Source organism: Caldisericaceae bacterium (assembly GCA_036574215.1).
Lineage (GTDB): Bacteria > Caldisericota > Caldisericia > Caldisericales > Caldisericaceae > Caldisericum.
In genome coordinates this window covers 1-23,935 of the sequence record JAINCR010000077.1, presented here as the reverse complement: position 1 = coordinate 23,935, position 23,935 = coordinate 1, and the positions used below count along the sequence as shown (strand labels likewise).

At 34.9% G+C, this 23,935-nt stretch carries 27 protein-coding genes; 4 read left to right on the top strand and 23 right to left on the bottom strand.

Annotated elements, in window-relative coordinates:
• Positions 1-156 precede the first annotated feature (156 nt).
• The 20 genes from K6343_04825 to K6343_04730 all read right to left on the bottom strand — a co-directional run bounded on the left by K6343_04825 (position 157) and on the right by K6343_04730 (position 17,221).
• Positions 157-1,110, bottom strand: coding sequence for an ABC transporter permease (locus K6343_04825; protein ID MEF3245289.1), 954 nt, complete (start codon positions 1,108-1,110; stop codon positions 157-159).
• Positions 1,107-2,234: an ABC transporter permease gene (locus K6343_04820; GenBank protein ID MEF3245288.1), complete on the bottom strand. Its 1,128-nt coding sequence runs from the start codon at positions 2,232-2,234 to the stop codon at positions 1,107-1,109. The genes K6343_04825 and K6343_04820 overlap by 4 nt, the downstream gene beginning before the upstream one ends.
• Positions 2,234-3,751: an ABC transporter ATP-binding protein gene (locus K6343_04815; GenBank protein MEF3245287.1), complete on the bottom strand. Its 1,518-nt coding sequence runs from the start codon at positions 3,749-3,751 to the stop codon at positions 2,234-2,236. Before K6343_04815 ends, K6343_04820 begins: the two co-directional genes overlap by 1 nt.
• A 58-nt stretch (positions 3,752-3,809) precedes the next feature.
• Positions 3,810-4,964 (bottom strand): BMP family ABC transporter substrate-binding protein, encoded by a 1,155-nt coding sequence (locus K6343_04810; protein ID MEF3245286.1) that lies wholly within the window; start codon positions 4,962-4,964, stop codon positions 3,810-3,812.
• Positions 4,965-5,024: 60 nt separating this feature from the next.
• The gene (locus tag K6343_04805; protein MEF3245285.1) at positions 5,025-5,555 is read right to left on the bottom strand and encodes an ATP/GTP-binding protein; all 531 of its coding nucleotides are present in this window, start codon (positions 5,553-5,555) and stop codon (positions 5,025-5,027) included.
• Positions 5,555-6,187 (bottom strand): DUF4388 domain-containing protein, encoded by a 633-nt coding sequence (locus tag K6343_04800; protein MEF3245284.1) that lies wholly within the window; start codon positions 6,185-6,187, stop codon positions 5,555-5,557. Before K6343_04800 ends, K6343_04805 begins: the two co-directional genes overlap by 1 nt.
• Positions 6,188-6,189: 2 nt before the next feature.
• Positions 6,190-7,215 (bottom strand): 6-phosphofructokinase, encoded by a 1,026-nt coding sequence (locus K6343_04795; protein MEF3245283.1) that lies wholly within the window; start codon positions 7,213-7,215, stop codon positions 6,190-6,192.
• Between the two features lie 9 nt (positions 7,216-7,224).
• On the bottom strand, positions 7,225-8,553 hold the full coding sequence (locus tag K6343_04790; GenBank protein ID MEF3245282.1) for a TldD/PmbA family protein: 1,329 nt from the start codon (positions 8,551-8,553) through the stop codon (positions 7,225-7,227).
• The gene (locus tag K6343_04785; protein ID MEF3245281.1) at positions 8,546-9,988 is read right to left on the bottom strand and encodes a TldD/PmbA family protein; all 1,443 of its coding nucleotides are present in this window, start codon (positions 9,986-9,988) and stop codon (positions 8,546-8,548) included. Before K6343_04785 ends, K6343_04790 begins: the two co-directional genes overlap by 8 nt.
• A complete protein-coding gene (locus tag K6343_04780) occupies positions 9,981-10,337 on the bottom strand; it encodes an aspartate 1-decarboxylase (GenBank protein ID MEF3245280.1) in 357 nt (118 codons plus the stop codon). Before K6343_04780 ends, K6343_04785 begins: the two co-directional genes overlap by 8 nt.
• Positions 10,334-11,182: a pantoate--beta-alanine ligase gene (gene panC, locus K6343_04775; protein MEF3245279.1), complete on the bottom strand. Its 849-nt coding sequence runs from the start codon at positions 11,180-11,182 to the stop codon at positions 10,334-10,336. Before panC ends, K6343_04780 begins: the two co-directional genes overlap by 4 nt.
• Positions 11,183-11,185: 3 nt before the next feature.
• Entirely contained in the window at positions 11,186-11,992 is an 807-nt protein-coding gene (panB, locus tag K6343_04770) for a 3-methyl-2-oxobutanoate hydroxymethyltransferase (protein ID MEF3245278.1), read from the bottom strand.
• The gene (locus K6343_04765) at positions 11,977-12,807 is read right to left on the bottom strand and encodes a DUF2520 domain-containing protein (protein ID MEF3245277.1); all 831 of its coding nucleotides are present in this window, start codon (positions 12,805-12,807) and stop codon (positions 11,977-11,979) included. The genes panB and K6343_04765 overlap by 16 nt, the downstream gene beginning before the upstream one ends.
• Positions 12,804-14,150 carry a tRNA uridine-5-carboxymethylaminomethyl(34) synthesis GTPase MnmE gene (gene mnmE / locus K6343_04760; protein MEF3245276.1) on the bottom strand — a complete coding sequence of 449 codons (1,347 nt, stop codon included), beginning with the start codon at positions 14,148-14,150 and terminating at the stop codon, positions 12,804-12,806. The genes K6343_04765 and mnmE overlap by 4 nt, the downstream gene beginning before the upstream one ends.
• Positions 14,147-14,593 carry a hypothetical protein gene (locus tag K6343_04755; GenBank protein ID MEF3245275.1) on the bottom strand — a complete coding sequence of 149 codons (447 nt, stop codon included), beginning with the start codon at positions 14,591-14,593 and terminating at the stop codon, positions 14,147-14,149. Before K6343_04755 ends, mnmE begins: the two co-directional genes overlap by 4 nt.
• Positions 14,594-14,595: 2 nt before the next feature.
• Complete coding sequence (gene yidC / locus K6343_04750) at positions 14,596-15,732, bottom strand: membrane protein insertase YidC (protein MEF3245274.1); 1,137 nt, start codon at positions 15,730-15,732, stop codon at positions 14,596-14,598.
• Between the two features lie 9 nt (positions 15,733-15,741).
• Positions 15,742-15,951, bottom strand: a complete 210-nt coding sequence (yidD, locus tag K6343_04745) for a membrane protein insertion efficiency factor YidD (protein MEF3245273.1) — start codon at positions 15,949-15,951, stop codon at positions 15,742-15,744.
• Complete coding sequence (gene rnpA / locus K6343_04740; protein MEF3245272.1) at positions 15,948-16,295, bottom strand: ribonuclease P protein component; 348 nt, start codon at positions 16,293-16,295, stop codon at positions 15,948-15,950. The genes yidD and rnpA overlap by 4 nt, the downstream gene beginning before the upstream one ends.
• A complete protein-coding gene (gene rpmH, locus K6343_04735) occupies positions 16,295-16,432 on the bottom strand; it encodes a 50S ribosomal protein L34 (GenBank protein MEF3245271.1) in 138 nt (45 codons plus the stop codon). Before rpmH ends, rnpA begins: the two co-directional genes overlap by 1 nt.
• Positions 16,433-16,549: 117 nt before the next feature.
• Entirely contained in the window at positions 16,550-17,221 is a 672-nt protein-coding gene (locus K6343_04730) for a M48 family metallopeptidase (GenBank protein MEF3245270.1), read from the bottom strand.
• Between the two features lie 544 nt (positions 17,222-17,765).
• Here K6343_04730 and K6343_04725 point away from each other — a divergent pair.
• Entirely contained in the window at positions 17,766-18,230 is a 465-nt protein-coding gene (locus K6343_04725; protein ID MEF3245269.1) for a small multi-drug export protein, read from the top strand.
• On the opposite strand, the gene K6343_04720 is transcribed toward K6343_04725, so the two are convergent.
• On the bottom strand, positions 18,227-19,693 hold the full coding sequence (locus tag K6343_04720; protein ID MEF3245268.1) for an MBL fold metallo-hydrolase: 1,467 nt from the start codon (positions 19,691-19,693) through the stop codon (positions 18,227-18,229). The two genes, K6343_04725 and K6343_04720, sit on opposite strands and share 4 nt — an antisense overlap.
• Positions 19,694-19,786: 93 nt before the next feature.
• Between K6343_04720 and K6343_04715 the strand changes: the two genes are divergently transcribed.
• Genes K6343_04715 through K6343_04705 form a run of 3 tightly spaced genes read left to right on the top strand, consistent with a single transcriptional unit; the run spans position 19,787 to position 22,584 of the window.
• Positions 19,787-20,743, top strand: coding sequence for an extracellular solute-binding protein (locus K6343_04715; GenBank protein ID MEF3245267.1), 957 nt, complete (start codon positions 19,787-19,789; stop codon positions 20,741-20,743).
• A gap of 3 nt (positions 20,744-20,746) precedes the next feature.
• On the top strand, positions 20,747-21,520 hold the full coding sequence (locus tag K6343_04710; GenBank protein ID MEF3245266.1) for an ABC transporter permease: 774 nt from the start codon (positions 20,747-20,749) through the stop codon (positions 21,518-21,520).
• 2 nt (positions 21,521-21,522) lie between these two features.
• Positions 21,523-22,584 carry an ABC transporter ATP-binding protein gene (locus tag K6343_04705; protein ID MEF3245265.1) on the top strand — a complete coding sequence of 354 codons (1,062 nt, stop codon included), beginning with the start codon at positions 21,523-21,525 and terminating at the stop codon, positions 22,582-22,584.
• A gap of 4 nt (positions 22,585-22,588) precedes the next feature.
• Here the strand turns inward: K6343_04705 and K6343_04700 are convergent, their stop codons facing one another.
• Both K6343_04700 and K6343_04695 read right to left on the bottom strand, forming a co-directional pair.
• Complete coding sequence (locus K6343_04700) at positions 22,589-22,795, bottom strand: DUF2905 domain-containing protein (protein ID MEF3245264.1); 207 nt, start codon at positions 22,793-22,795, stop codon at positions 22,589-22,591.
• A gap of 41 nt (positions 22,796-22,836) precedes the next feature.
• Entirely contained in the window at positions 22,837-23,733 is an 897-nt protein-coding gene (locus tag K6343_04695) for a phosphate butyryltransferase (protein MEF3245263.1), read from the bottom strand.
• Between the last annotated feature and the right edge of the window lie 202 nt (positions 23,734-23,935).

The window sequence follows — 23,935 nt, the reverse complement described above, 5'->3', positions numbered from 1 at the left end:
TAAATTAAACAAACTTTAATTAATCAAGACTTTAATCACTAAAAGATGTTTTTTTGTAGTCAATTTTCTGTAACTGTCAAGTTATTTGAGGGGGATAAATCCCCCTCAAATATTAGGCTATTTACCCTCTATTAATACAAGAAAAATAAAATTACACTAACTTTCTTCCTTCTTATAAGGAACTCCGTCTGCTGCAGGGGCAACTGCCTTTCCAACAACACCCACCAAAGCGCCGATTGTAAGAATATAAGGTAAGGCAAGATAAAATCCTACTGGGATTTTAGCGGCAATTCCTTTTGCAATTGCCTGGAGTAAAAATTGCAAAACTTGTGCAGAAGCAAATAGAAATGATGCTAGCATTGCTCCAATAGGTGTCCATTTACCGAATATCATTGCAGCAAGGCCAATGAAACCTTTACCAGATGGCATCGAATTTGTAAACGAAGACATTGTGCCAAGAGAAAGTGAAACACCTCCAAGAGCTGCAATAACACTTCCGAGTATAACGGCAATCCATTTTATTTTTAATACATCAACACCAAGTGTTTCCGCAGCAAGAGGATATTCTCCAACGGACCTAATTCTTAAACCTAAGACCGTATGATACAAAAAGAAGTGTAATACAAAGACAAGAATTAAAGAAATCCAAATAAGAATGTGTAAATGTGAAAATGCCCCCAATACGGGGATATTCTCAATAAAGTTAATATTAACAAGATATTTAGAACTGCCGAAATATGCAACAGTAGGTGAATAACCAGTTGTTTTGAAAATCCACTCAAGGAAGTATGTAATCATTGCTGTTGCAATGACGTTTATTGCAACACCAGAAACAATTTGGTCTCCTGCCCATTTCACAGTTATATATGCATGGAATGCACCAAGCAGTGCGCCTATAAGAACGCCCCACATTAAGCCTACCCAAGGATTACCTGAGTTAAAGGCACCCCAAACACCAAAAAATGCTGCAAAACGCATAATTCCTTCGAGAGCAATATTTACAACTCCAGAATTCTCAGATATAACACCCCCAAGAGCAGCAAAGAGGATTGGGGCAGCAAAATCAAGCATCTGCTTTAAAGATTCGTTTATTAGATAAGTCCAGTTCATACCGAAACACCTTCTTTCTTCTTGGTTATTGCTTTAACCAAAAGGTATCTTATTAGTTCATGAAGGGCAATAAATACTACAATAAGACCCTCTATGATTGCAGGAAAAGTTTTAGGAATTTTCACAAGTTGCACCGATGTTGCACCAGTCCTCAAAGCACCAATAAGAATACCCGATAAAAGTATTCCAACTGGCTCATTGCCTCCAATGAGTGCAACAGCAATACCATCAAATCCGTATCCTCCTTCAAATACAGGTGGATATTGGAATAAGACACCAAGTGTAATAAAAGACCCTCCCAAAGCAGCAATTGCACCAGAAATAAACATAATTTGCATGATCCTTTTTTCGGTATTTACCCCACCGATTTTGGGTGCTTCCATATTAGTTATTGCAGTATAACCCATTGCTCTTAATTCATAACCAAAAACTGTTCTGTAGAGCAAAAACCAAACAGCATAAACCAAAAACAACATGATTAATATACTAATATTCAATCTTGTGCCACTTAATATTATTGGGAGTTTTGCCGTTGGACTTACGTAGGGTGTTCCAGACACTCCTGTTGCAACATCTGCTTTCATTGGACCAGTTACAAGCCACCCTTCGATAAGATGGAAAGCAATCCAGTTAAGCATAATCGTTACAATTGTTTCGTTAATACCCTTTTTAGCTTTTAAATATCCTGCAATAAGTCCCCATAAACCACCTACGATAATAACCATTAGAAGAACAATCGGAAGGTGAATGATTGTTGGCAAATTTGCTAATGGCTTATAATAACCAAAAAATGCTGCTGTAATTGCACCTACAATAAACTGTCCTTCAGCACCAATTGAAAACAAGCCAGCTCTTGCAGGTATTGCAAAGGCAAGGCCAGTTGCAATAAACATGGAAGAGGCAATAAGCATTTCTGAAAAATGACTCTTAAAATACGGACCTGGTATAAGACCAGATGAACCAAAAAGGTATTTGTAAGCTAAAAATGGATTTCTTCCGGTTGAAGCAATAAATATTGCCCCGACGATAAGAGCAATAAAGATCGATACAACAGGAACAAGAATATTCATCCACCAGTATTTTTCTTGTCTTTTTACAAATATTCTATAAAAAACCTCTTTCATTATGCCACCTTCCTCTTAAGGCCAAGCATCATAAGACCAAGTTCTTCTTCGTTTGTTTCTTCGGGAGTAGTAACACCAACTATTTCTCCTTTATAAAGCACAAGAATTCTATCGGCAAGCCCCATAACCTCGGAAAGCTCAAGAGAAATTAAGAGTATTCCAATACCTTTTTTCTTTTCTTCGATTAGCCACTTATAGACGAATTCTGTTGCACCAACATCAAGCCCTCTTGTAGGTTGGGATGCAAGGAGGAATTTATGCTCTGATGAAAGTTCTCTTGCAAGTATAATTTTTTGTTGGTTACCTCCAGAAAAGTTCTGAGCTTTCATATAGGCTTCTCTTGGTCTAATATCAAACTCCTCTAACTTTCTTGTTGTGTATTCATCAATTGCATTATCATTAAGAATACCTTTATTTGAAAAAGGATATAGAGTGTGATTTCCTAAAATTATATTCTCTCTTGCTCTGTATTGTAAAATTAAACCTCTCCTCTTCCTATCTTCAGTAATGTAGGCAAAGCCCTTTTTTCTTATATCATAAGGAGTTACAAACTTCATTTCGTTTCCATTAATAGTAATTGATCCTTTTGCTGGCCTTAAGAAACCAAGCATTGCATTTACAAGTTCTGCTTGCCCGTTCCCTTCAACGCCTGCGATTGCAACGATTTCTCCTGCTCTTACATCAAAACTACAATCCTTTAAAGCAACAATTCCTCTTTGATTTTTTACTGTGAGATCTTCTACTTTGAAAACAACATCCCCTAACTCAGCTTTCACTTTTTGGATTTCAAGAACAACATCACGTCCTACCATCATTTTGGCAAGTTCTTTTTCGTTAGTTTCTGTCTTCTTAACTATTCCTTGAAGCCTGCCTCTTCTCATCACTGCAATTCTATCTGCTATCTCCATAACTTCACTTAATTTGTGCGAAATAAAAATAATCGTTTTATTAGCTTCTTTTAGTTTTCTTAAAGTCTTAAAAAGTTCTTCAGTTTCCTCTGGTGTAAGAACTGCTGTTGGCTCGTCAAATATGAGAATTTCAGCGCCTCTTCTTAAAATTTTGAGGATTTCAACTCTTTGCTGAATCCCAACTGGTAAATTTTCCACTTTTTCAGTTGAGTCAACAACAAGTGCAAATCTATTAGAAAGTTCTTCTACCTCTTTAACTGCTTGTTTATAGTCAAAAACAAAACCAAACTTTCTTGGTTCATCACCAAGGACGATATTCTCAGTAACTGTAAATCTTGGAATGAGCATAAACTCTTGATGCACCATTCCAATTTTAAGGTTTATGGCATCTCTTGAATGCTTTATGTTAGCTTTTTCTCCGTTAACGTATATTTCACCACTATCAGGTAGATAAAGGCCATAGATAATTTTCATCAACGTTGATTTACCTGCACCGTTTTCACCAACAATTGCAAAAATTTCTCCTTTTTCTACTGATAAACTAACGTTGTCATTTGCAAGGACGTTCGGAAATCTTTTTACTATGTTTTTAACTGATAGTGCTTCCACTTCTTCCTCCACATATAAAAAATGTGGGCGGGCAACCCCGCCCTTTTAATCAATTAAGTTAGAAGTTTGCTGGTGGAGTCCAGGTTTCTACTTCCTTAGGATCTGTTGGGACAGTAAATGTGCCGTTAATAATCATAGACTTTAGATTTTCAATCTTTGAAATCTGGTCGGCTGTTAAAACATCTTTTACGTGGTCAGGCGCATAACCTACACCACCGTCTTTAAGTGTTAAAGTAATAACTCCACCCTTGAATGTTCCATCAACAACTGACTTAATTGCTTCGTATGTTGCATAGTCAACATGCTTTAATGCGGAAGTAAGGGTTCTATCTGGGCAAAGGTTTGGATCAAGACCCATATCTACGTCAACACCAATACCCCAGTAAGGTGCACCCTTCTCACAAATTGCTTGGAACATACCATTGCCTGTTGCACCAGCTGCATGGAAGAGCACATCTGCACCAAGTGCCATTTGAGAAACTGCAGTGCTCTTTCCTAAAGATGCATCTACAAAGGAGTTAGTATACTGACCAATAACGCTTGCATTTGGATTTGTTGTTTTTACACCAGCCCTAAAGCCTGCTTCATACCTCAATACAGGCGGAATTGCCATGCCACCAATATAACCCACTTTATTAGCCGTTGTTGCATAACCTGCAATTGCTCCAACTAAGAAGCCGCATTCTTGTTCTGCAAAGAGGTAAGATACAACATTTGGAAGATCAACTGTATTACCATTTTCATCTACAGGTGTTGAATCGATAAGCATAAATTTGGTATCTGGATATTTCTTTGCAGATTCACCAATGGCACCTGCCAACATAAAGCCAACACCAATAACTAAATCACAATGTTCTTGTTCAACAAGTGCTTGGATGTTAGGGATATAATCCTCTTTTGCCTTTGATTCAAGGACAATTGGTTCAACGTTAAGAGGTGAAATCCCCTTGTCTTTAAGGTCATCTGGAATGCTTGCGTTGAACGCTTCATCAGAAAGCGGTTTATATCCGCCACCTTGCACATACTCCACTTTTGCAGCCCAAGTTTCAAGACCACGGAGAGCTGAATCGTTGAATGATCTATCTCCTCTACCACCCACGTCTGTAACAAGACCAATTTTGATCTTCGCTGGTTGTTGGGCTGCTGGTTTACAACCCGCAAAAAGAGAGACAACAAAACCAACCACTAAAAGTACTACCAAAAGTTTTTTCATACTTTTTTTTACCTCCTTCCCTTAGTAGGGTAAATATATTATATTAAAAAAAATTAAAAACTATGCTTCGTTCTCCAAAATTAATTCTAACAACTTTAGGAGCACATTTTTTACGCTTTCTTTATTTGTTGCATCACAATTAATTATGGGGATACTATCAGGAACCATCATAATTTTACGCAGTTCTTCCCCTGTTGTATGCTCTTTTTCGTTAAAGTGGTTTAATGCAATAACAATTGGTGCATCAGTTTTAACTCTGAAGAAGTTTAGCATGTCCTTTGCTTCTTCAAAAACAGACTTATCGCCTGAATCTACAAGCAATACCACTCCAAGTGCATCTTTTGATAGTATGCTCCACATATAATTAAATCTGAATTGGCCTGGTGTTCCAAAGATGTGTAGGACAAACTCGTCATCTACAGTAATTCTTCCAAAATCCATTGCAACTGTTGTTAAATTTTTAACTGAAGACTCTTCTTCTCTTGTTGTAGGAGCCTCAGTAACAACAGGTGCAATTTCAGTTATTGTCTTTATGAAAGTTGTTTTACCTGCAGCAAACGGTCCTGTCACCACGATTTTATAGTGCTTCATCAAAGTCTCCTTATCCTATCGATTAACCTCAATATGAAGCTCTTTGGAGGTGTTTTTACTTTTACTTCATTTGTATCGGGATTCTTTTGTCCAACTTCCCTTATAATCTTGAGAGCGGCTAACCCGTATGCAATTTTTGCAACGTCAAAAACCGTCATGTTCAGTCTTAAGGCTGCCTCCCTTATTGTCATGCCTTTTTGGAGTAGCATGAGGACCTTCCAATCCGTTTGGGATAAGTGAATTTCGTTTGGAATATCATCTGTCATCATTTTAAAAACAGAATCAACCGATTCAACCCTTGATTTAACTCTGTTCCACTCATCTAATTTTGAGGTAGCAAGAAGAACAAGGTCAGGAATGGATTTTGATATTGCTTTCTTAACATGCAAAGTATCATTTGGAACAAATCTAAAAGTCCCTTCTTTTATGTTTAGAAGATCTAAAATTGCAATTTCACCTCTTGTTTCCTCTGTTTCGGCATCTTTTACTTCTCCATTCTCAAAGTAGATAATGCCTTTTCTTTTTCCAAAAGGAGTTAAACCCTCCAAATGAAGTTCACCGGTCTTACCACCAAGTGAAATCATTTGTAGTAGGTCATCAAGTGAAAAGTCTCTTAAAGAACCTTCAAGCATCGTTAGAAGAATACTCTTGCAAGTTCGTAGTATGTGGTATCCGCCATACGGATTTTATCAAAAGCATCTTCATAGGGAGTAGTTACAAGATCACTTTTATTAACACCGACTACAACATTTGAGATTCCTTTAGCAACCAAATCTACTGCAAATACTCCAAGTTGTGTTGCAAGTAGTCTGTCTGCAATTGTTGGCACACCACCACGCTGTAAATAACCAAGCACCATTACCCTTGATTTAAGATGTGTAATATTCTCAAGTTTACTTGCAAGCCTATAGCCAACCATTCTTTTTGCGTTTACCTTATGTCCAAATTCGTCATATTCAAAAGTGCTTCTATCCTCATCGGGAAGCACTACACCTTCTGCAACAACAACAATACTGAAGTTTTTGCCCTCTTTCTTTCTCTTCTCGATGTGTGCTGCAATCTCTTCAATTGTAAAAGGCACCTCAGGTATAACAATGTAATCTGCTCCACCAGTTATACCACCGAACAAAGCAAGCCAGCCAGTTTCTCTTCCCATTGTTTCAACAACCATAAGTCTATGATGAGCTGATGCAGTTGCATGAAGACTGTCCAATGCACTCGATATTACTGAAACCGCCGTATCAAAACCAATTGAATAATCTGTTCCATAGATATCGTTGTCAATTGTTTTTGGAATTACAATAGAGGGTATTCCTTCTTCAGAAAGTTTCTTTGCAATTGTGATTGTGTCCCTATCTCCTATTATTACAAGAAGGGTAAGAGCGTTTCTCTTAAAATTTTCTTTTATTGCTTCTACATATTTTGGATCTTTGTAGGGATTGAATCTTGATATACCAAGTATACTTCCTCCAACAGTTAAAATGCCTGAAACCGACATTTTTGTAATGATTTTCACGTCGTTCTCAATAAGACCTTTAAAACCATCGATAAAACCAAGCACTTCGTATTCCCTTTCAAAGCTTGCCCTTGCAACTGCTCTAATGGCAGTGTTTATACCAGGTGCATCTCCACCATCACACAACAAACCTATTCTTTTCATACATACCTCCTAAAATTCGGTTGCGCTTGAAAAGTTAAAATCTTTAATTCTCATATACGGTGCAGTAGTAACTGTTCCACCTTCGTATATTATCTTAGAATTATCTGAAATTTCCAAACAATTTTTAAGTGCTGTTATAATACTTTCTGTAAACCTCATATGTTTAACGCCCTTTGTAATCTTTCCGTTTTCGATAAGGAAAAGGCCATCTCTTGTCATTCCCGTGATAACTAAATTTACAGGGTCCATTGGGTTTGTATACCAAAAACGTTGCACAAATAAACCCTTTTCCACGTTAGATATCATATCGTCAAGTTTAGATGTGCCTTTTTCAAAAATAAAATTCATGGGATACGCACCCAAATCATTTGGTTGCGGGAGAGAGTGTCCAGTTGGTTCTTTCCCCAATTTATAGGCATAGAAAGAATCGTTTACAACATTTTCTATAACCCCATTTTTAACAAAGTAAACTCTTTTCTTCTTCATTCCTTCAAAGTCAAAAGCCATCTTTATCGTATTAGCATCATTCCCATCATCGTAAATGGTAATCATATCGTTAAACATTTTTTCTCCGAAATGCCCTTTCATAAAACTTGTTCCCTCTTCTATATTCTTCTCTGTTAAAGAAAGATACTTCATTGAAGATAGAAACTCTTCAACCGCATAAGGTGAAAGAATTACCTCATATTTACCAGGGTCTATTGAAATTGGTGATCTACCTTTTAGGGCAGTGTCAAGACTTTCCTCAATGATCTTATCTACATTGATATCCTTAAAAGACATTGCACTTTCTTGAGAGAATCCGGAGGAAGTATCTCCCATGGCTATGTTTTTTAATGTTGCTACAGTTCTCTCTCCGTATTTCTCAATTCCGAAGGAATTTTTAATTGCAATTTGGGATTTTTCAACTTCAAACTTACCAGAAGAAATTAAGTCATGCTTTTTTGATGCATCGACTACCTTTTTAACAATTTCTGCTCGCGTTTCTGCATCGGGTAATTCATAAACTTCTTCGAAGTATTTTTCCTCGCCATTGTCCTTTGGGAGGCTAACAAATTCTTCATTATCCTTTTGAAATTTGCACAATGTTTCTGCTGTCTCTACACACGATTTTATTGATTCATAAGAAAGATCTGTTGTCGAAGCCGAAGCAACCTTCTTCCCAATAACTACCCTAACACTCAGTTCATATGTTTCCTCTCCTACGTTTCTGTGGATATAGTTATTTGCAAAACCTGTAAGGTAAGATTCTCCACCCACCAACAAAGCCTCAACTTGATCTGCTTTTGAAAGAGACACTGCCTTATTAACTACTTCTAACAAATCTTCTTTATTCATGTTTTACCCCCACATTTACATTTCTAAATCTTGCATAACTTGAACCATGGCTTACTTCCATTACCTGCATTGGTTCCCCTTTACCACAGTTAGGCAGTCCAAGTGTATGGTAGTAGCTTTCATTACCAACTCCATCTAAACTTCTCCAAAATTCATAAGTTATTCCAGAATAGGTAGGATTCTTTACCATATCTTGAATCTTACCATTTTTAATTTCGTATCCTATTTCCGTTCCAAATTGGAAGTTCAACCTCTTTTGGTCTATACTCCAAGATTTGTTTACATCAATAAGAAGTCCGTTATCAACACCACTAACAAGCTCTTCAAGAGTATAATTACCTGGTTCAAGATTGATACTCGTCATCCTTATGATTGGGATTCTACTAAAAGAGTCTGCTCTCATTGCGCCCATTGACTCAAGCCCCAGTTTATAAGAAGTTTCTCTTGAGTTAAGATAACCTACAAAAATACCTTCTTTCACTAAATAGATCTTTTTTGCTTTTACCCCTTCATCGTCGTATGGAAAACCGCCAAGTGCATAGGGATCTGTTGCATCTGCTACGATATTTACATATTTAGAGCCAAACTGAAAATTGTTGAGTTTTTCAGGTGTTAAAAATGATGTGCCTGCAAAAGAAGCCTCTTCTCCTAGGACTCTGTCAAGTTCGGTTGGATGTCCAACAGATTCGTGGAGTTGTAGAGCCATTTGGTATGGTCCAATGACAAGATCCATCTTTCCTGTTGGGCAAAGTTTTGCTTTTAAAAGTTGTAAAGCTTCATCTCTTATCCTTTCTGCATTTTCAGAAAGTTTCATTTCTTCAATAAACTCATAGCCTTTCCTTGCAAAATCTCCACCAAAAGAAGATGGATAACTCCTTACTTGTATTTCCCTTCCATCTGTTGCAATTACCTGAATACCTGCTCCACTTACGATACGCTCCATCTCAATATAGGCACCTTCAAGGGATGCAAAAGTTTTCCACTCTTTTGAAAAATACATAGATGAGTTTCTTACGATGATACCTTCTTTTTCCATTAACTTGTCAAGATCAAGCATAAAGGCAATTTTTTTATTCATAGGAATTGAAAATGGATCAATTTTCACTGGCTGAGGGACTTTATCCTGGTAAATTTCAATATCTTTAAGTTTTGCATCTTCAATTTTAGTTTTAGAAGATGCCTTTGCAATTTCAACTGCAATTTTAGCTACCCTTTCGCCTTCTTCTCCTGCCGTATTAACCGAGGAAAAGAACCCCCATGCACCATCTACAATAACTCTTACACCAAAACCTCTTGAATGACGTGTTGTTGCTACCTTTACCTCTCTGTTTGTTAAGGACAGATTTTCTTTCGTCCGGTCGATAATTCTTACATCTGCATAAGTTGCACCAAGCTTCTTTGCTGTAATTAAGGCTCTTTCAATTACATCATCCATTTATTTCCTCCTTTATCTTATTCGATTCTCCCAGGATAACAATTTTCGGCTTGTAGTACTTAGCCTCATTCATATCAAAAATAGCATAACTAACTATGATAATTTTATCACCAATTTCTCCAAGTCGTGCTGCTGCACCGTTTAACTCGATTGCACCGTCTTTACCAAAAATTACATAAGTTGAAAAGCGCTTCCCATTGTTGACATTGTATACGTCCACTTTTTCAAATTCTAAGATGTTAGCAATTTCACAGATTGCTCTATCGATAGTAATACTTCCCTCATAGTTAATATTTTTGTTGGTGATAGTCGCTCTGTGTATTTTTGATTTTAACAAATTAATCATCATAAGTTTACCTCTACATTATCAATTAATCTTGCATTACCAAAATAACCTGCGAATAATATTACAACAGAACCTTCAATTTTGTCAACATCTTGAAGGGTAATTGGATCAACAATTTGGATATAATCGATCTTTTTTAGTGATTTTGCACTTTGGATAATTTCTTTTATTTTATCAATCACTACTTTAGGATCCCTAATGTTTTCTTTTTCGATAAGTTCTTTACCATAAGAAAGTGCCTTGTATATGATGGAGGCTTCCTCAAACTCATCTTTTGTGAGGTATACGTTTCTTGAGCTCATTGCAAGTCCGTTCTTTTCTCTAAAAATTTCACACGGAACAACTTTAACTTCAAGATTCAAGTCTAATGCCATCCTTTCAATTACTCTAAACTGCTGGTAGTCTTTCTTTCCAAAGTATGCTCTCGTAGGCTTCACTATGTTAAAGAGTTTGAGAACAACTGTTGTAACACCCTTGAAGTGACCTGGTCTAAACCGGCCGCAGAGGTTTGTTGTAAGTTTTTCAACCTCCACATAAGTAGAATAACCCTCAGGGTACATCTCTTTTGCCTCGGGAATGAAAACAAAATCTGCTAAATCCTTAAGTAGGTTTAAATCTCTTTCCTCATCTCTTGGATAACTTTTGAAATCTTCTCTTGGTCCAAACTGAAGTGGATTAACAAAAATACTTACAACAACGGTGTCATTCTCTTCTTTTGCCATTCTTACCAAGGAAAGATGTCCTTCGTGGAGAAATCCCATCGTTGGAACAAAACCTATAGACTTACCAACTTTTATAAGACCATTTGAAATCTCTTGCATTTCCTTAATGTTTCTTACAACTTTCATAATTTACTCCTTCCGTTTAAAAGAGTGTCCCTCTTCTGGAAATTTTTCGTTAAGGACATCTTCTTTAAATTCGGTAAGTGCAGTTAAAACTTCTTTATGAAGATCTCTATATTTTTTAACGAATTTAGGTGTAAAAGTAGGATCTAATCCAAGTAAGTCAGTTATCACAAGGATCTGACCATCACAGTGGACCCCTGCACCAATGCCAATTGTAGGAATAGGAACACTTTCTGTTATTTCTTTTGCAACATCTTCGTATATACCTTCAAGGACTATTGCAAAAACTCCTGCTTCAACAAGCGCTTCTACATCTTCTTTCAATCTTTTTATTGAGGCTTCGCTCTTTCCTTGAATTTTATAGCCACCCATAAGGTTTAATGATTGAGGAGTAAGACCCACATGCCCCATTACAGGGATACCAAAGGAAATCATTTTTTTGACAGTATCTTTAACCTGAATGCCTCCCTCTAACTTCACAGCATCAGCCCCATTTTTTAAGAATAAACCTGCATTTCTTATGGCATCTTCAACGGAGGTTTGATACGATAAGAATGGCATATCTCCTACAACAAGTGAGTATTGAACTCCTCTTCGGACAATACGGGTATGGTATAACATCTCTTCCATTGTGACAGGAATTGTTGAGTTAAGCCCTTGGTAAGTTGTGCCAACAGAATCTCCTACAAGTATAAAGTCAAAACCTGCTTCATCTACAATATGCGCAAATAGATAGTCGTATGCAGTAATGGAAACTATTTTTCTTTTTCCTTTTAAAGAAACTATTTTTGGAACCGTCATTTTTTCTTCCATAGCAACTCCTTAAGGAAATTTGTTAAATCACTATAATTATTACACGGATTCTTCTTTTTTGCAACTTCAACAGTTTTTAGCGAAAGTAGAATATAAATTTCTCTTGTCAATTCATCTTGGATGCTTTCTATATGCTTTTTGACTGTCTCAATGTCGTTTCTCTCAATAGGGCCTGTTAATGCAAAAACTTCGGAGTTTTCTTTAATATTTTTAAGGGTTATTTCCATAAGATTGTAAATAACTTCAAAACTTTCCTCAATTTGTGCTTGTTCAAGGAGTTCTTTTGAGATGTTAAATAACGTTACAAGAAAGTTTGAAGCAAAAGTAAGCGAAGCATGGTAAAGTGGGGTAAACTCCTTCATATAGGATGCCTTGCAACCTAAAAAAGAAACAATATCTAATACTTCTTTTGAATCACCTTCAACAACAAAAAGCGTGCCCTCGATGTCACTAAAATCGTTGTCAACAAAAGCTCTTACAGGATGCATTCTTATAACAATTATATTTTTTCCATTTTTAATCTCTTTTAAATCAAATGCTCCTGAAAGGATGATAACCGTTTTAGTGCTATCTAAACAGGGAAGGATATCGTAAAAAGTCGTTTTTATCTCAGAGTCTTTTACAGAAAGAAATATAAAATGGGAGTTTTTTACAACATCGCAAGCAGTTTTAAGCTGAATGGACTTTATCTTTTCAAGGGTAGATTGAGAAATCTCTCTATTTGAATGTGCATAAACAGTAGCACCCCTTTTTAAGAAATTAAAGGCAAGGTTTGTTCCTACCTTTCCAAGTCCAATAATTCCAATCCCATTCATTTTCCTATACAGAATTTAGAAAATATACCGTCAAGAACATCTTTTGATAGGTTTTCTAAAGATACAGATGAAATCTCTTCGATCGCATCTTTAAGCTCTTCTGAAACAATATCAAGAGTATTATTTTCAAGAACCGAATTAGCTACCTTGATATGCTTGAGAACTCTATTTAACAAATCAAATTCAATTTGGTTTGTTATGAGCATTGATTCAAAATCAAAACTAAACACCATCTCTTTAAGAGCATTTTCAACATCATCAATTCCTTCTTTTAAAAGCGCAGAAATTTCGATAATTCTATCACTTGGAAAGAGTTTTGATAGCATTTCTCTGCCTGTTAACTTGGGGAGGTCTGTTTTATTTAGCACAATAATGCGCCTCTTCTGTGCAGTCATTTCAATGAGTTTTAGATCATCTTCATCGATTTGGGTTGATCCATCGAAAACAAAAATCACAATATCTCCCTCATCTATTGCTTGCTTACTTCTTTCAACACCAGCTTTTTCCAGCTTATCTTTTGTTTCTCTTATACCTGCCGTATCTATGATTTCAAGTGGCACACCATAAAAATCTATTACTTCTTTAATTGTATCTCTCGTTGTGCCTGGAATCTCAGAAACAATCGCTCGCTCGTATTTTAAAAGATCATTTAGAAGTGTAGACTTACCAACATTGGGCTTACCAACAATTACAACTTTTATTCCGTTTAAAACAACCCTTGCATCTTTATAAGAAGCTAAAAGGTGCTTAATATCATCCTCAATTTTTTCTAATTCGTTTTTTATGTATTGGGGATCTACCTCTTCTACATCGTAAGGAAAGTCTATTGAAGCCTCAATCACTGAAATAATACTAAAGATTCTGCTTTTGATTTCTTGGATTTTACTTCCCACTGCACCAAAGAGTCTTTTTGCTGCAAGCAAAACTGCTTTCTCTGTTTTTGCCTCAATGAGTTCTAAAACTGCGCTTGCTTCAAAGATATCCATTTTCTTATTTTCTACTGCCCTTTTTGTGAATTCTCCGCGCTCTGCAAGTCTTACACCTAAAGAAATAAGCATATTTAAAACCATTTCAAGATTTTTAATTCCACCATGGAGAAATATTTCTACAACATCCTCTCCTGTGTAAGAATGTGGTGCTTTATAGTAAATAACAATACCTGTATCAATTGGGGTCTTACTTTTTGGATCAAAAATAGCCCCGTAGTATGCATAGCGGGGCTTTGTTATGTTCTTCGAAAAAATTGCTTTAACTAAATTCAGCGCTTCACTTCCAGAGAGTCTTATTGCTCCAATACCGCCAAATCCTCTGGGTGTTGCAATTGCAACAATTGTATCTTTCACTTTTTAATATCAACTATAACTCTTCTTCTTGGCTCTTTACCTACACTATGTGTCCAAATATCGGGGTAGTTTTTTAAGGTAATATGGATGATTCTCCTTGCCTGTGCAGACATAGGTTTTAATTCAACTGGGCCCTTTAACATCTTTGCCTTAAGTGCTGCATCAATTGCCATAGTCTTCAAGTGCTCAAACTGTTTATCCTTATAACCATCTATATCAAGTATTATCGTTCCCAAATTTCTATCAATTTTGTGCGCATACACATTTACTACGTATTGAAGTGATCTTAGGACTGAGCCTTCTTTTCCAATGTAAAGTGCTTTATTACTTAAATTACTAAGATTAAGATACAGGCCACCAAATTTTTTCTTAACTTCAACAGTAGGGGTTTCTCCAATAGTCTCAAAGATATCTTTTATAAAATCAACTATTTCCTTCTCCATAATTATTTCCCTTTGTCATCCTTTTTAATTACATTTTTAGGTTGTTCAATTGCCATCTTTTCAAATTTTTTAATTGACCTTAAAATGATGAATTGCTCAACTGTTGCAACAAGAGAGAAGGTAATCCAGTAGAGAAGCACAGATGGAGGCCAACTAATAGCCCATACTGCAAATATTACGGGAAGGAAGTACATAAACATTCTTGAATTTGGATCTAATTCACTTCCAGGTAGTTGAGAAGTCTTAGACTGTAAAAACATCGATAAAAATACAAGAATTGGAAGTATATAGTATTTATCAGGTGTGTTGAGGTTGGAAAGCCATAAGAACCTTGCGTTATTAAATGGCGAATAGCTCATCAAAGCTCCATATAGGACAATGAGGAGAGGCCATTGAATTAACACAGGCAAACAACCTCCGTACATATTCACACCTTTTTCTTTGTAGAGTTTTACAATTTCCTGCTGTTGCTTTTGGGGATTATCTTTGTATTTTTCTTGAATCTTCTTTAACTCTGGTTGAACCTCTTGGAGTTTTGCAGTTGACTTAAACTGATATCTTGTAAGAGGATGGGTAATGAGTTTGATAACAATTGTAAGTAGAATGATTGCAAGTCCATAGTTTCTTGTTAATTGATTAATTAAATCAATGAGTTGACGTGTGATCTTGTATAAAAATGAAACAGGAACAACGTTAATTACTGCATCTTTTTCGATTGTGTTGATTTTACCATCTGCATCTTTATAGGTTACCTCAAATTTTATTGGGTATGGTTTTGATTCAATTTCAGTATAACTTGTGATAAAAAACGAAAAAGTTGCATCTTTACCAGCATCGATAACACTCGTTTTTGAAATATCTTTTATACTAATTTCTCTTGGGGAATTCCACATTTCAAAGGGTTTAAGGTCGGTATCATTGTCAATGGAAATAAGTTTTACAGAAACATCGAGTATTGGATTGCTAGTATTATTTACAACTCTTACACCCACTGGAATATTTTCAAGGGGTTTTCCGGTTGAAACAACTTGAACAATCACTCCTAGTTCAGTTGTTTTCGGAAAAGGACTTGTTGCACAACCCGTTAAAAATATCCCTAAAAATGCCAACGCAACTGCAATAAACAACGATTTTTTCATTCTGTCCTCCTAAGGAACTGGGTCATTTCCACCAGGGAAAAAGGGATTACATCTTAAAACTCTTTTAAGCGCAAGCCATCCGCCCTTTTTTGCACCATATTTTTCAATTGCAATAATTGCATACTCTGAACATGTTGGAGTAAAGCGACAAGTAGGCGGTTTTAAAGGCGAAATGTATTTTCTATAAAACTTCAAAATAGCAATAAGAACCTTTTTCATTGATTACCACTTCCGTTTGTCAATTCTTTCTTAAATCTTTTAAGAATACTTTCTAAATCTAATAATACGTCTTGCATTTTTAAGCCATTTATGGAATTTTTTGCAATGAGCACATAACTAAAGTCTTGAGGCACTATCCCTTCAACTTTTAAAAATGCTTCTCTCATAAGCCTCTTTGCACGGTTTCTCTCATGAGCCTTGCCAACTTTTTTTGAGGCAACAAAACCCACCTTTTTTTTGACTTCGCCTGAGATGTATACAACGATGTTCCTTCCAAAGAATTTCCGTGCATTTTTAAATACACTTCTAAACTCTTTTTCACGGAGTCTTTTCCAAAGTTTCACTATACTCTGACGAGTTTATGCCTACCATGCGCTCTTCTTCTTGAAAGCACGTTTCTTCCAGTACTTGTCTTCATTTTAGCTCTAAAGCCTTGTTTTCTTTTAATGTGTTTGTTATGTGGATTAAAAGTAGTTCTCATATAAAACCTCCTAATATTAAATTTCTAAGGTAAAACTTTCTTAACTATTTAAATATAGCAAAACTTTAAATAAAGTCAATATTGTTATAAAATGTTTAAGTAAAGGCGGTTTTTCTTTTAGATACTAAGAGTTTGCCCTTTTTCTTTTAACCAATTTTTTGCGTCTCTATAATTTGGCAATACTGCTTTTACATTTTCCCAAAATTCTTTTGAATGATTAAATTTAACTACATGGCAGAGTTCGTGAACAACAATATAGTCAACAACAAAAATTGGTGCCATAATTAGTCTGTAGGTAAAATTTAAGTTTCTATTTTTTGAACAAGATCCCCACCTTTTAGTTGCAGAATTGATTTTTACTTTGTTGTAATTAATACCTGTAAGTCTTGCGTAGTAATCTAAACGCTCTAAAATAAAACGTTTTGCCTCTTTTTTATACCAATTTATAAATACTTCTTTTGCAAAATCTATCTTATCTTTTTTTAGATAGAATGCGTTTTCAAATTTTAAATCCTCGCTTTGAGTATCACTAAAAAACAACTTGTAAGGTTTGCCAAGGTAGAGAAAATTTTCTCCTTCGATAAACGCTCTTTTTGGTGGTCTTTCTTTTGTTAATGTAAGAGCAATTTTTTTATTTATCCAGTTTTTGTGCTTCTCTATTAATTTGTAAATTTCTAAATCTAACATAGAAAATGGTGCTTTTACGATAAGAGTTCCTCTGTCCGTTATCTCAAAACAAACGGTTTTACGCCTTGAGCGAAAAATACTCTCAATGTTAATTTCTTGCATAAGTTTTTTATTTACAAGTATACACCAAGTTTACAATAAGTAAAACGAAATTACGCATTTTTCAATAATGGGAGACCTTTGGGGAGATGTCCGTCATGCCTTTTTCTTATATTTGGGAGAAGTTTTAAGGAGGTAAAGCCCCTTGGTCATTCTGCGTAGCGAGTGAGGAAGAATCTCATCTGTTTGTGTTTTTCATTACTTGGGGGAGTATTGAGGGGGTGTCCCCCTCAAAAAGTAGATCCAACGCTTACGCTCAGGATGACACAGGATGCAGGAACCTTGGGGTAGTGTCCTCCTCAACTTTAAGATCCTTCGTCGCTATCACTCCACTTGACTTAGTCAAGGAAAGGAGCTCAGGATGACGGGAAAAAGGAAAACAGGATAACGAGAAAGAGTTCGTTCTGAAGTAAAGCCGAGGAATCTTACATTAGATAGTTTATTGGATGATTACAAAAATTTTTTTAAAAAGTGTAAATCTTACTAAAAGTCTCTAAAATTTAATGAAACCTTTAAAAAGCATAAAAATCAGTTATAATTAATACGTATGAATAATATAAAAACATGGTTGTATATTTTCTTAGTTACTTTTCTTCCCTCTGTTGAATTAAGAGGAGCAATTCCTCTTGCTATTTTGAAATATAAAATTGGTGTAGTTCAAGCCTTTTTAATTGTAACTTTTGCAAATATTTTAATTACACCTTTAGTTTTCCTTCTGTTTGACTTGATGATTTTTGCCGCTTCAAAAATAAGCTTTCTAAATAAATTTGTGGTCCTTTACCTTGAAAATCTAAGAAAAAGAGCAAAACCCTATGTGGATAAATACGGATTTTGGGGACTTATGATTTTTGTTGCAATACCACTACCAGGGACTGGCGCTTACTCTGGTGCACTTGCTGCAAAAATTCTTGGAATGGAAAAATTAAAGGCTTTTATATCAATATCCTTAGGCGTAATTATTGCAGGAGTCATCGTTACCTTAATTACAACAGGGGCTTTAAAAATATTCTAAAGTTCAAAAACACTTTCAAAAACGAATTTTGTTTTTTCACCTAAAAATTCTTTAAAAGTTTTAGTATGCTCCGAATGCACTGGAATCAAGTAGTCTGGTTTTGCTAATTCAATATATTCCATTAAGTCCTTGGAATTTGCATGCCCAGAAACATGGTATTCTCTAGTAAAACTCATTTTACCATCAACAAAAGTAATACCGTAAGGTTTCAGATTAAAGTATCTAAGCCAATTCAAAAGTCTTTCAATGTCTAATATCTGCTCTTCATTAAATGCTTCACTTGTAGAATATATGTATGCACCAGAATCTATTTTCATATCAAGAAGATTTGGCATATCCCAAAAACTATAACAAACAATGTAATCTCCTTGGTTATCGTTTATTTCTTTTATTGTAATTACTTTATTTTTATATCTTTCAAGTAGTTCCTTTTTCCAATTTCTTTCTTGTTCTCTTTTGCTCTCAATTACAACCAAATTTTCGTTATCTATAATATTAATGCCATCTTCCTTTAAAAGATCGAGTAAATACAAATCCTTTGTAGTTATAGCAATTTTACGATTGGTTTCTTTTGAAACCTCAACAAAAATTTGTAATCTTTCAATGTTTCTTGCACCAAAATCTGCTATTACTAACTTTCCACAATTTTCCTTTATAGCATTTAAACATGCCTCTTTAACATCACTCTCCGTGTATTGCTTACCAATAAAATCATTTCCAATTCTTGTCCCCTCAGTTATAAGGACATTGACGCCAATTTCTTTTAAGAAATAAAAGAAATCTTTTGTTTTTTGCGCATTTTTTCCATGAAATCGTAAGTCCCCTGTGTAAGCAACCTTTACACCATCAACCTCAAGATAAATAGAAGATGCACCTGGAACGGAATGGTCAACCTCAAAAACTCTGTATTTAAAGCCTTCAAATTCACTTATAGAGTTGTTAGGAAAATCTGTTATAAAAGAGCGCTTAAAAGTTTCAGTATCTTTTCCTTTATGCAGTTTGTTTTCCTTTAAGCCACTCTTAACGGATCTTTTAGACCCTGCATAAAACTCCGAAAAAAGTCCTGTTTGTGTTGTATCTTGGTAAGATTTAATAATATCATAAGTGATCTTTGTTGAAATAATAGGTATATCTTCTCTTAAAAAAGGCACGTATCCGAAGTGATCAACATGGGCGTGGGATATAAAAAGAAAAACTGGGTCGTAAGAAGGTAAATTGTTGATTTCTTCAACATAAGCTAAAACATCTTCTCTATAAAGGGATCGAGCATGTGGAACGAGGTTTAATTTCCAAAAGTCATAAATCCCTGCACCTGCTCTTGGCGTAAGAAACTCCTCAAAGTATTTACCGTAGAGAGAAAAATTTTTACCAAAATCAAGGATAACGGCTTTACCGTTCTTGTCTAAAATAAAAATCTTATTACCACCAATATTATTTTGTCCATCTTTTATTTCAATTTTCATATTCACCTATAAAATTATAGTCTAAAAAGCAATTTACAAAGGTTGGAAAAAATTAAAAAAAAGATAAAATATAATTTAGAAGAAGGTAACTAAATGAAAAGGGTCGTTTTGATTGCTGTTGTTAGTATTGTATTAGTTTTATTAGTAATTTTTTTCACAAATACATTAAGTCATCCAAAAGAAGTTATTATCAATGTAATCCACGCAGGAAGTCTCACACAACCAATTAGAGCTATAGAAGAAGATTTTGTTTCTCTTTACAAAGAAAAGGGTATAAACATTACATTTCAAGACTTATCAGCAGGAAGTGTTGACATAATAAGAGAGATTGCCGAACTTAATGAAGAATTTGATGTGGTTCTAACGGCAGACTCTTACCTTATCCAAAAGTATCTTTTTCCACATTACGTAGATTGGTATATTGAATTTGCATCAAATTCAATTGTGTTATGTTATACGGATAAAAGCAAATACGCAAATGAAATTAATGCTGAAAACTGGTTTGATATCCTTTTAAAAGACGGGGTAGAATACGGATATGCAAATCCAAATGCAGATCCTGCTGGCTATAGAACCATTTTACTCTTCAAACTCTCTAACATCTACTACAATAAACCCCATTTAAGCGATGAACTTATAAGATTAACAAACAAAAATAACATAAGGCCAAAGTCTGTAGAACTCTTGTCTCTTCTTCAATCACATGAATTAGACTATGCATTTGAATACGAATCAGTTGCCGTGCAAAATAACCTAAAATACATAAAATTGCCCGACGAAATAAACCTTGCTAATCCAAATTTAAAAAATCTTTATGAAAAAGTAAGCATCACTTTAGACGACGGCACAGTGATAAAGGGAGCACCGATTGAATATGGCTTAACAATTCCAAAAAATGCGCAAAACAAAGAATACGGAGAAAAATTTGTTGCATATTTGCTTAAAAACGGAGGTAAAGTCTTCGATCACTACGGACAAGGGTTTGTCGACTTCAAATTTTACCCAAGTTTTGAATCTATTCCAAGCACTATAAGGGACGGAATAAAATAGACTATGGAAAAAGGAAGATTTAAGTTATTTTTGATGTTATTAAGTTTAATTACTTTAACTTTTATACTTTTACCTATTATTAAACTCATCACCACTCCAAGTGTAAAAGATATAATAAATGTGCTTAAAGATCCTAAATCGCTTAATGCAATCTTTAATAGTATAGTTTTTTCCTTAATATCTTCCACTATAGGTATCTTAATTGGCACACCTCTATCGTATCTTATGGCAAAAGGACATTTTGGTAAATTTGAGAAATTCATTGAGGCAATTACCGATATTCCACTTGCAACTCCTCATACGGTTGCAGGTATAGCGCTACTGCTTGTATTTGGAAGAGATGGCCTCATCGGAGGACTTCTTTATAAAAGCTTCAGTATAAGGCTTTTAGGGACAGGTTTTGCTGTTGTTGTAGCCATGCTTTTTGTTTCTATTCCCTTTATCATAAACAACATAAGAGAGGGTTTTAAAAGCATAAATCCCTCGTTAGAGAAAGCATCTTATAACCTTGGAGCAACATTTATTCATACCTTTTTCTTTATAGATATCCCCCTTGTAAAATCACATATACTCTCAGGTTTTTTCTCTTCATGGGCAAGAGCAATTTCTGAATTTGGAGCTGTTATTATCATTGCATACTATCCGATGACTGCCCCAATAAAAATTTACGATGCTTACACCCAATATAACCTTCAAACTTCTATTGCAATTGCAGCAAGTTTACTTATCATTTCCCTTATTCTTTTTGCCATTCTAAAAATTGTAAGTGGTAGGTAAAGATGCTTTTAATTAGAGATCTTTCGGTAAACCTTGTAAACTTTAAAATTGAAAACGTTTCTTTTGAAGTTTTTGATAAAGAGATTATTGCACTCCTTGGAGATAACGGATCTGGAAAAACAACACTTCTAAATGCAATTGCAGGGTTTGTAGAATTAACATCTGGAAGTATTATCTTTGATGGTGTTCCCATATCAAAAGAAACCCCAAATAAAAGAAATATTGGCTACATTTTCCAAGATTTTGCCCTTTTTCCACATATGACAGTTGAAGAGAATATAAAATACGGGCTTAGATTTAAAAAAATTGAAAATAAGGAATTGCATTTTAAAAATCTCGTAGAATTTTTAAAGATTGGACACCTACTAAAACGTTTCCCAACAAATTTAAGTGGGGGAGAGAAACAAAAAGTAGCCATTGCAAGATCTCTTATATTAGACCCAAAACTCATCCTCTTTGATGAACCTACATCTCAACTATCTCCAACGGAAAAAGAAAGGATTGCTCTTGAAATAAAAGACATAGTAAAAAAATTTAAAAAGAGCGCCATTTATGTAACCCACAATATTGAAGAAGCAAACATTGTTGGAGATAGAATCGCAATTATTGAAAATGGAAAGCTTCTTGAAATAGGCAAACCGATAGATATTTTCTATAAGCCAACAAACGGTAGTATTGCAAGAATAAGTGAAACAAACGTAATTGATGCAATAGTAAAAGAGAGTGCAAATGATTTTTACATTGCTTATGCTTCATCTGTTCCTTTTGCAATTTTAGGAGATTATAAAATTTTTGACAAAGTAAAAATCTTTATTCGTCCAGAGGAGATTGCCCTCTCTAAAGAAAAAATCAAAACCAGTGCACAGAATTCATTTGAAGGTAAAATTAAAAAAATTATTCAAAAAGGTGTGCTTGTTAAAGTTAGAGTAAGTATAAAAGATGAAGTAGAGTTAGACGCATTGATTACAAGAAAGTCATTTGAAGAAATGGAATTAAAAGAGGGAGAAGCAGTTTTCCTCTACTGTAAAATAACCTCGATACATTCCTTTAAGGAAGAGTTATAAAGATTTATTTTCTAAAAATCAAATTCAAAATGATTGTAAGTAAAATACTAATAAGTATTGAAGTTGCGATGGGAAAATAAAACTCAAAATTACCCCTTCTAATGTAAATATCTCCTGGTAGCCTAAATTTCAACTTTTCAAAGAGTAAGAGAAGCAAACCAAAAACAACTAACAAAATACCAGATAAAATTAATAATTTCCATGCTTTCATATGTAAATTTTACAACAAAATCTCTTTTTACAGTAAAAGGATTACATAGAAGCAATCATAGTCAAGGCAATCGAACGGAGTTTAGATTCTGCTCTATCTGCTCTTGATGGGATCATAATAGGTTTTGCTGCACCCACTACTGTTACGGCAAGAGGTTTTCCTCCAATATATTCAACGGATTTTCCAAGGATATTACCAGAGACTATATCGGGTGTAATGAGGATGTCTGCATCTCCTGCAACATCAGAAACAATACCTTTCTTTTCTTTTGCATACATGGAAAGAGCATTATCAAGAGCAAGAGGACCATCAACAATACAACCTTTTATCTGCCCCCGATCAAACATCTTTTTTATAATTGATGCGTTGAGTGTCTCGGGCATATCAGGATTAACAACTTCAACAGCACAAAGAAGTGCAACTTTTGGAAGTGGATTACCAAGTTTGTTTGCAACAAAAACTGCATTCTCTATTTCCTTAATAAGTGTATCTATATCAGGTTTTATCACAACTCCACCATCTGAAAGAAGTATGATCTTTTCTCTTCCCTCGTAATTTGATTCAAAAGCAGCAACACTTGTAATAATCTTATCGGTCCTTAATCCCCACTCCTTATTCAAAACGGCTTTAAGAAGTGTTGCCGTTTTTACAGAGCCTTTTAAAAGGATCCCTCCCGATTTCACCTCTTCAACTGCAAATTTGCTTTTTTCTTCATCGGTTTCCGCATGGATGATTTCTTTAACAAAATCTCTCGTGTCAAAATCTTTTAATAGTTTTTCAATCTTTGTTTTGTCGGAAACAAAAACTCCCTCGCCAATACCTATCTTGTATGCATCATAGACAGCCTCAATTGAATCTTTATCTTCTCCTACAACAATAATAGGTGTCTTACCAATGCCTTTTAGGTAATCAAAAATTTCGTTAAAATTTTTAAACATTTTGCCTCCTCTTAGCGTTTTACATATCTTTCATATCGACAAAAAATTATAACAAAAAAATGTCTAACAAAAAATTATTTTGGAAAATTGTGGGCTTTTGTTTAGTTTAGCTTTTCTTAAATTTGATGATTGAAAAATTCTTTATTTCATACTTGAGGGGGTAAAAGGCACACCCTCGAACCTTCCTCGTTCACAGTGTCAT

What these genes read in the sequence shown, in the direction of transcription:
- K6343_04725 (MEF3245269.1), top strand. Translation starts at nt 17,766, where the DNA reads ATGAATAATATAAAAACATGGTTGTATATTTTCTTAGTTACTTTTCTT.
- K6343_04715 (MEF3245267.1), top strand. Translation starts at nt 19,787, where the DNA reads ATGAAAAGGGTCGTTTTGATTGCTGTTGTTAGTATTGTATTAGTTTTA.
- K6343_04800 (MEF3245284.1), bottom strand. Translation starts at nt 6,187, where the DNA reads ATGCTTGAAGGTTCTTTAAGAGACTTTTCACTTGATGACCTACTACAA.
- K6343_04805 (MEF3245285.1), bottom strand. Translation starts at nt 5,555, where the DNA reads ATGAAGCACTATAAAATCGTGGTGACAGGACCGTTTGCTGCAGGTAAA.
- K6343_04785 (MEF3245281.1), bottom strand. Translation starts at nt 9,988, where the DNA reads ATGGATGATGTAATTGAAAGAGCCTTAATTACAGCAAAGAAGCTTGGT.
- K6343_04710 (MEF3245266.1), top strand. Translation starts at nt 20,747, where the DNA reads ATGGAAAAAGGAAGATTTAAGTTATTTTTGATGTTATTAAGTTTAATT.
- K6343_04810 (MEF3245286.1), bottom strand. Translation starts at nt 4,964, where the DNA reads ATGAAAAAACTTTTGGTAGTACTTTTAGTGGTTGGTTTTGTTGTCTCT.
- K6343_04820 (MEF3245288.1), bottom strand. Translation starts at nt 2,234, where the DNA reads ATGAAAGAGGTTTTTTATAGAATATTTGTAAAAAGACAAGAAAAATAC.
- K6343_04765 (MEF3245277.1), bottom strand. Translation starts at nt 12,807, where the DNA reads ATGAATGGGATTGGAATTATTGGACTTGGAAAGGTAGGAACAAACCTT.
- K6343_04730 (MEF3245270.1), bottom strand. Translation starts at nt 17,221, where the DNA reads ATGCAAGAAATTAACATTGAGAGTATTTTTCGCTCAAGGCGTAAAACC.
- K6343_04780 (MEF3245280.1), bottom strand. Translation starts at nt 10,337, where the DNA reads ATGATGATTAATTTGTTAAAATCAAAAATACACAGAGCGACTATCACC.
- panB (MEF3245278.1), bottom strand. Translation starts at nt 11,992, where the DNA reads ATGGAAGAAAAAATGACGGTTCCAAAAATAGTTTCTTTAAAAGGAAAA.
- K6343_04755 (MEF3245275.1), bottom strand. Translation starts at nt 14,593, where the DNA reads ATGGAGAAGGAAATAGTTGATTTTATAAAAGATATCTTTGAGACTATT.
- panC (MEF3245279.1), bottom strand. Translation starts at nt 11,182, where the DNA reads ATGAAAGTTGTAAGAAACATTAAGGAAATGCAAGAGATTTCAAATGGT.
- K6343_04825 (MEF3245289.1), bottom strand. Translation starts at nt 1,110, where the DNA reads ATGAACTGGACTTATCTAATAAACGAATCTTTAAAGCAGATGCTTGAT.
- K6343_04705 (MEF3245265.1), top strand. Translation starts at nt 21,523, where the DNA reads ATGCTTTTAATTAGAGATCTTTCGGTAAACCTTGTAAACTTTAAAATT.
- K6343_04700 (MEF3245264.1), bottom strand. Translation starts at nt 22,795, where the DNA reads ATGAAAGCATGGAAATTATTAATTTTATCTGGTATTTTGTTAGTTGTT.
- K6343_04790 (MEF3245282.1), bottom strand. Translation starts at nt 8,553, where the DNA reads ATGAATAAAGAAGATTTGTTAGAAGTAGTTAATAAGGCAGTGTCTCTT.
- yidD (MEF3245273.1), bottom strand. Translation starts at nt 15,951, where the DNA reads ATGAAAAAGGTTCTTATTGCTATTTTGAAGTTTTATAGAAAATACATT.
- K6343_04795 (MEF3245283.1), bottom strand. Translation starts at nt 7,215, where the DNA reads ATGAAAAGAATAGGTTTGTTGTGTGATGGTGGAGATGCACCTGGTATA.
- rpmH (MEF3245271.1), bottom strand. Translation starts at nt 16,432, where the DNA reads ATGAGAACTACTTTTAATCCACATAACAAACACATTAAAAGAAAACAA.
- K6343_04695 (MEF3245263.1), bottom strand. Translation starts at nt 23,733, where the DNA reads ATGTTTAAAAATTTTAACGAAATTTTTGATTACCTAAAAGGCATTGGT.
- yidC (MEF3245274.1), bottom strand. Translation starts at nt 15,732, where the DNA reads ATGAAAAAATCGTTGTTTATTGCAGTTGCGTTGGCATTTTTAGGGATA.
- K6343_04720 (MEF3245268.1), bottom strand. Translation starts at nt 19,693, where the DNA reads ATGAAAATTGAAATAAAAGATGGACAAAATAATATTGGTGGTAATAAG.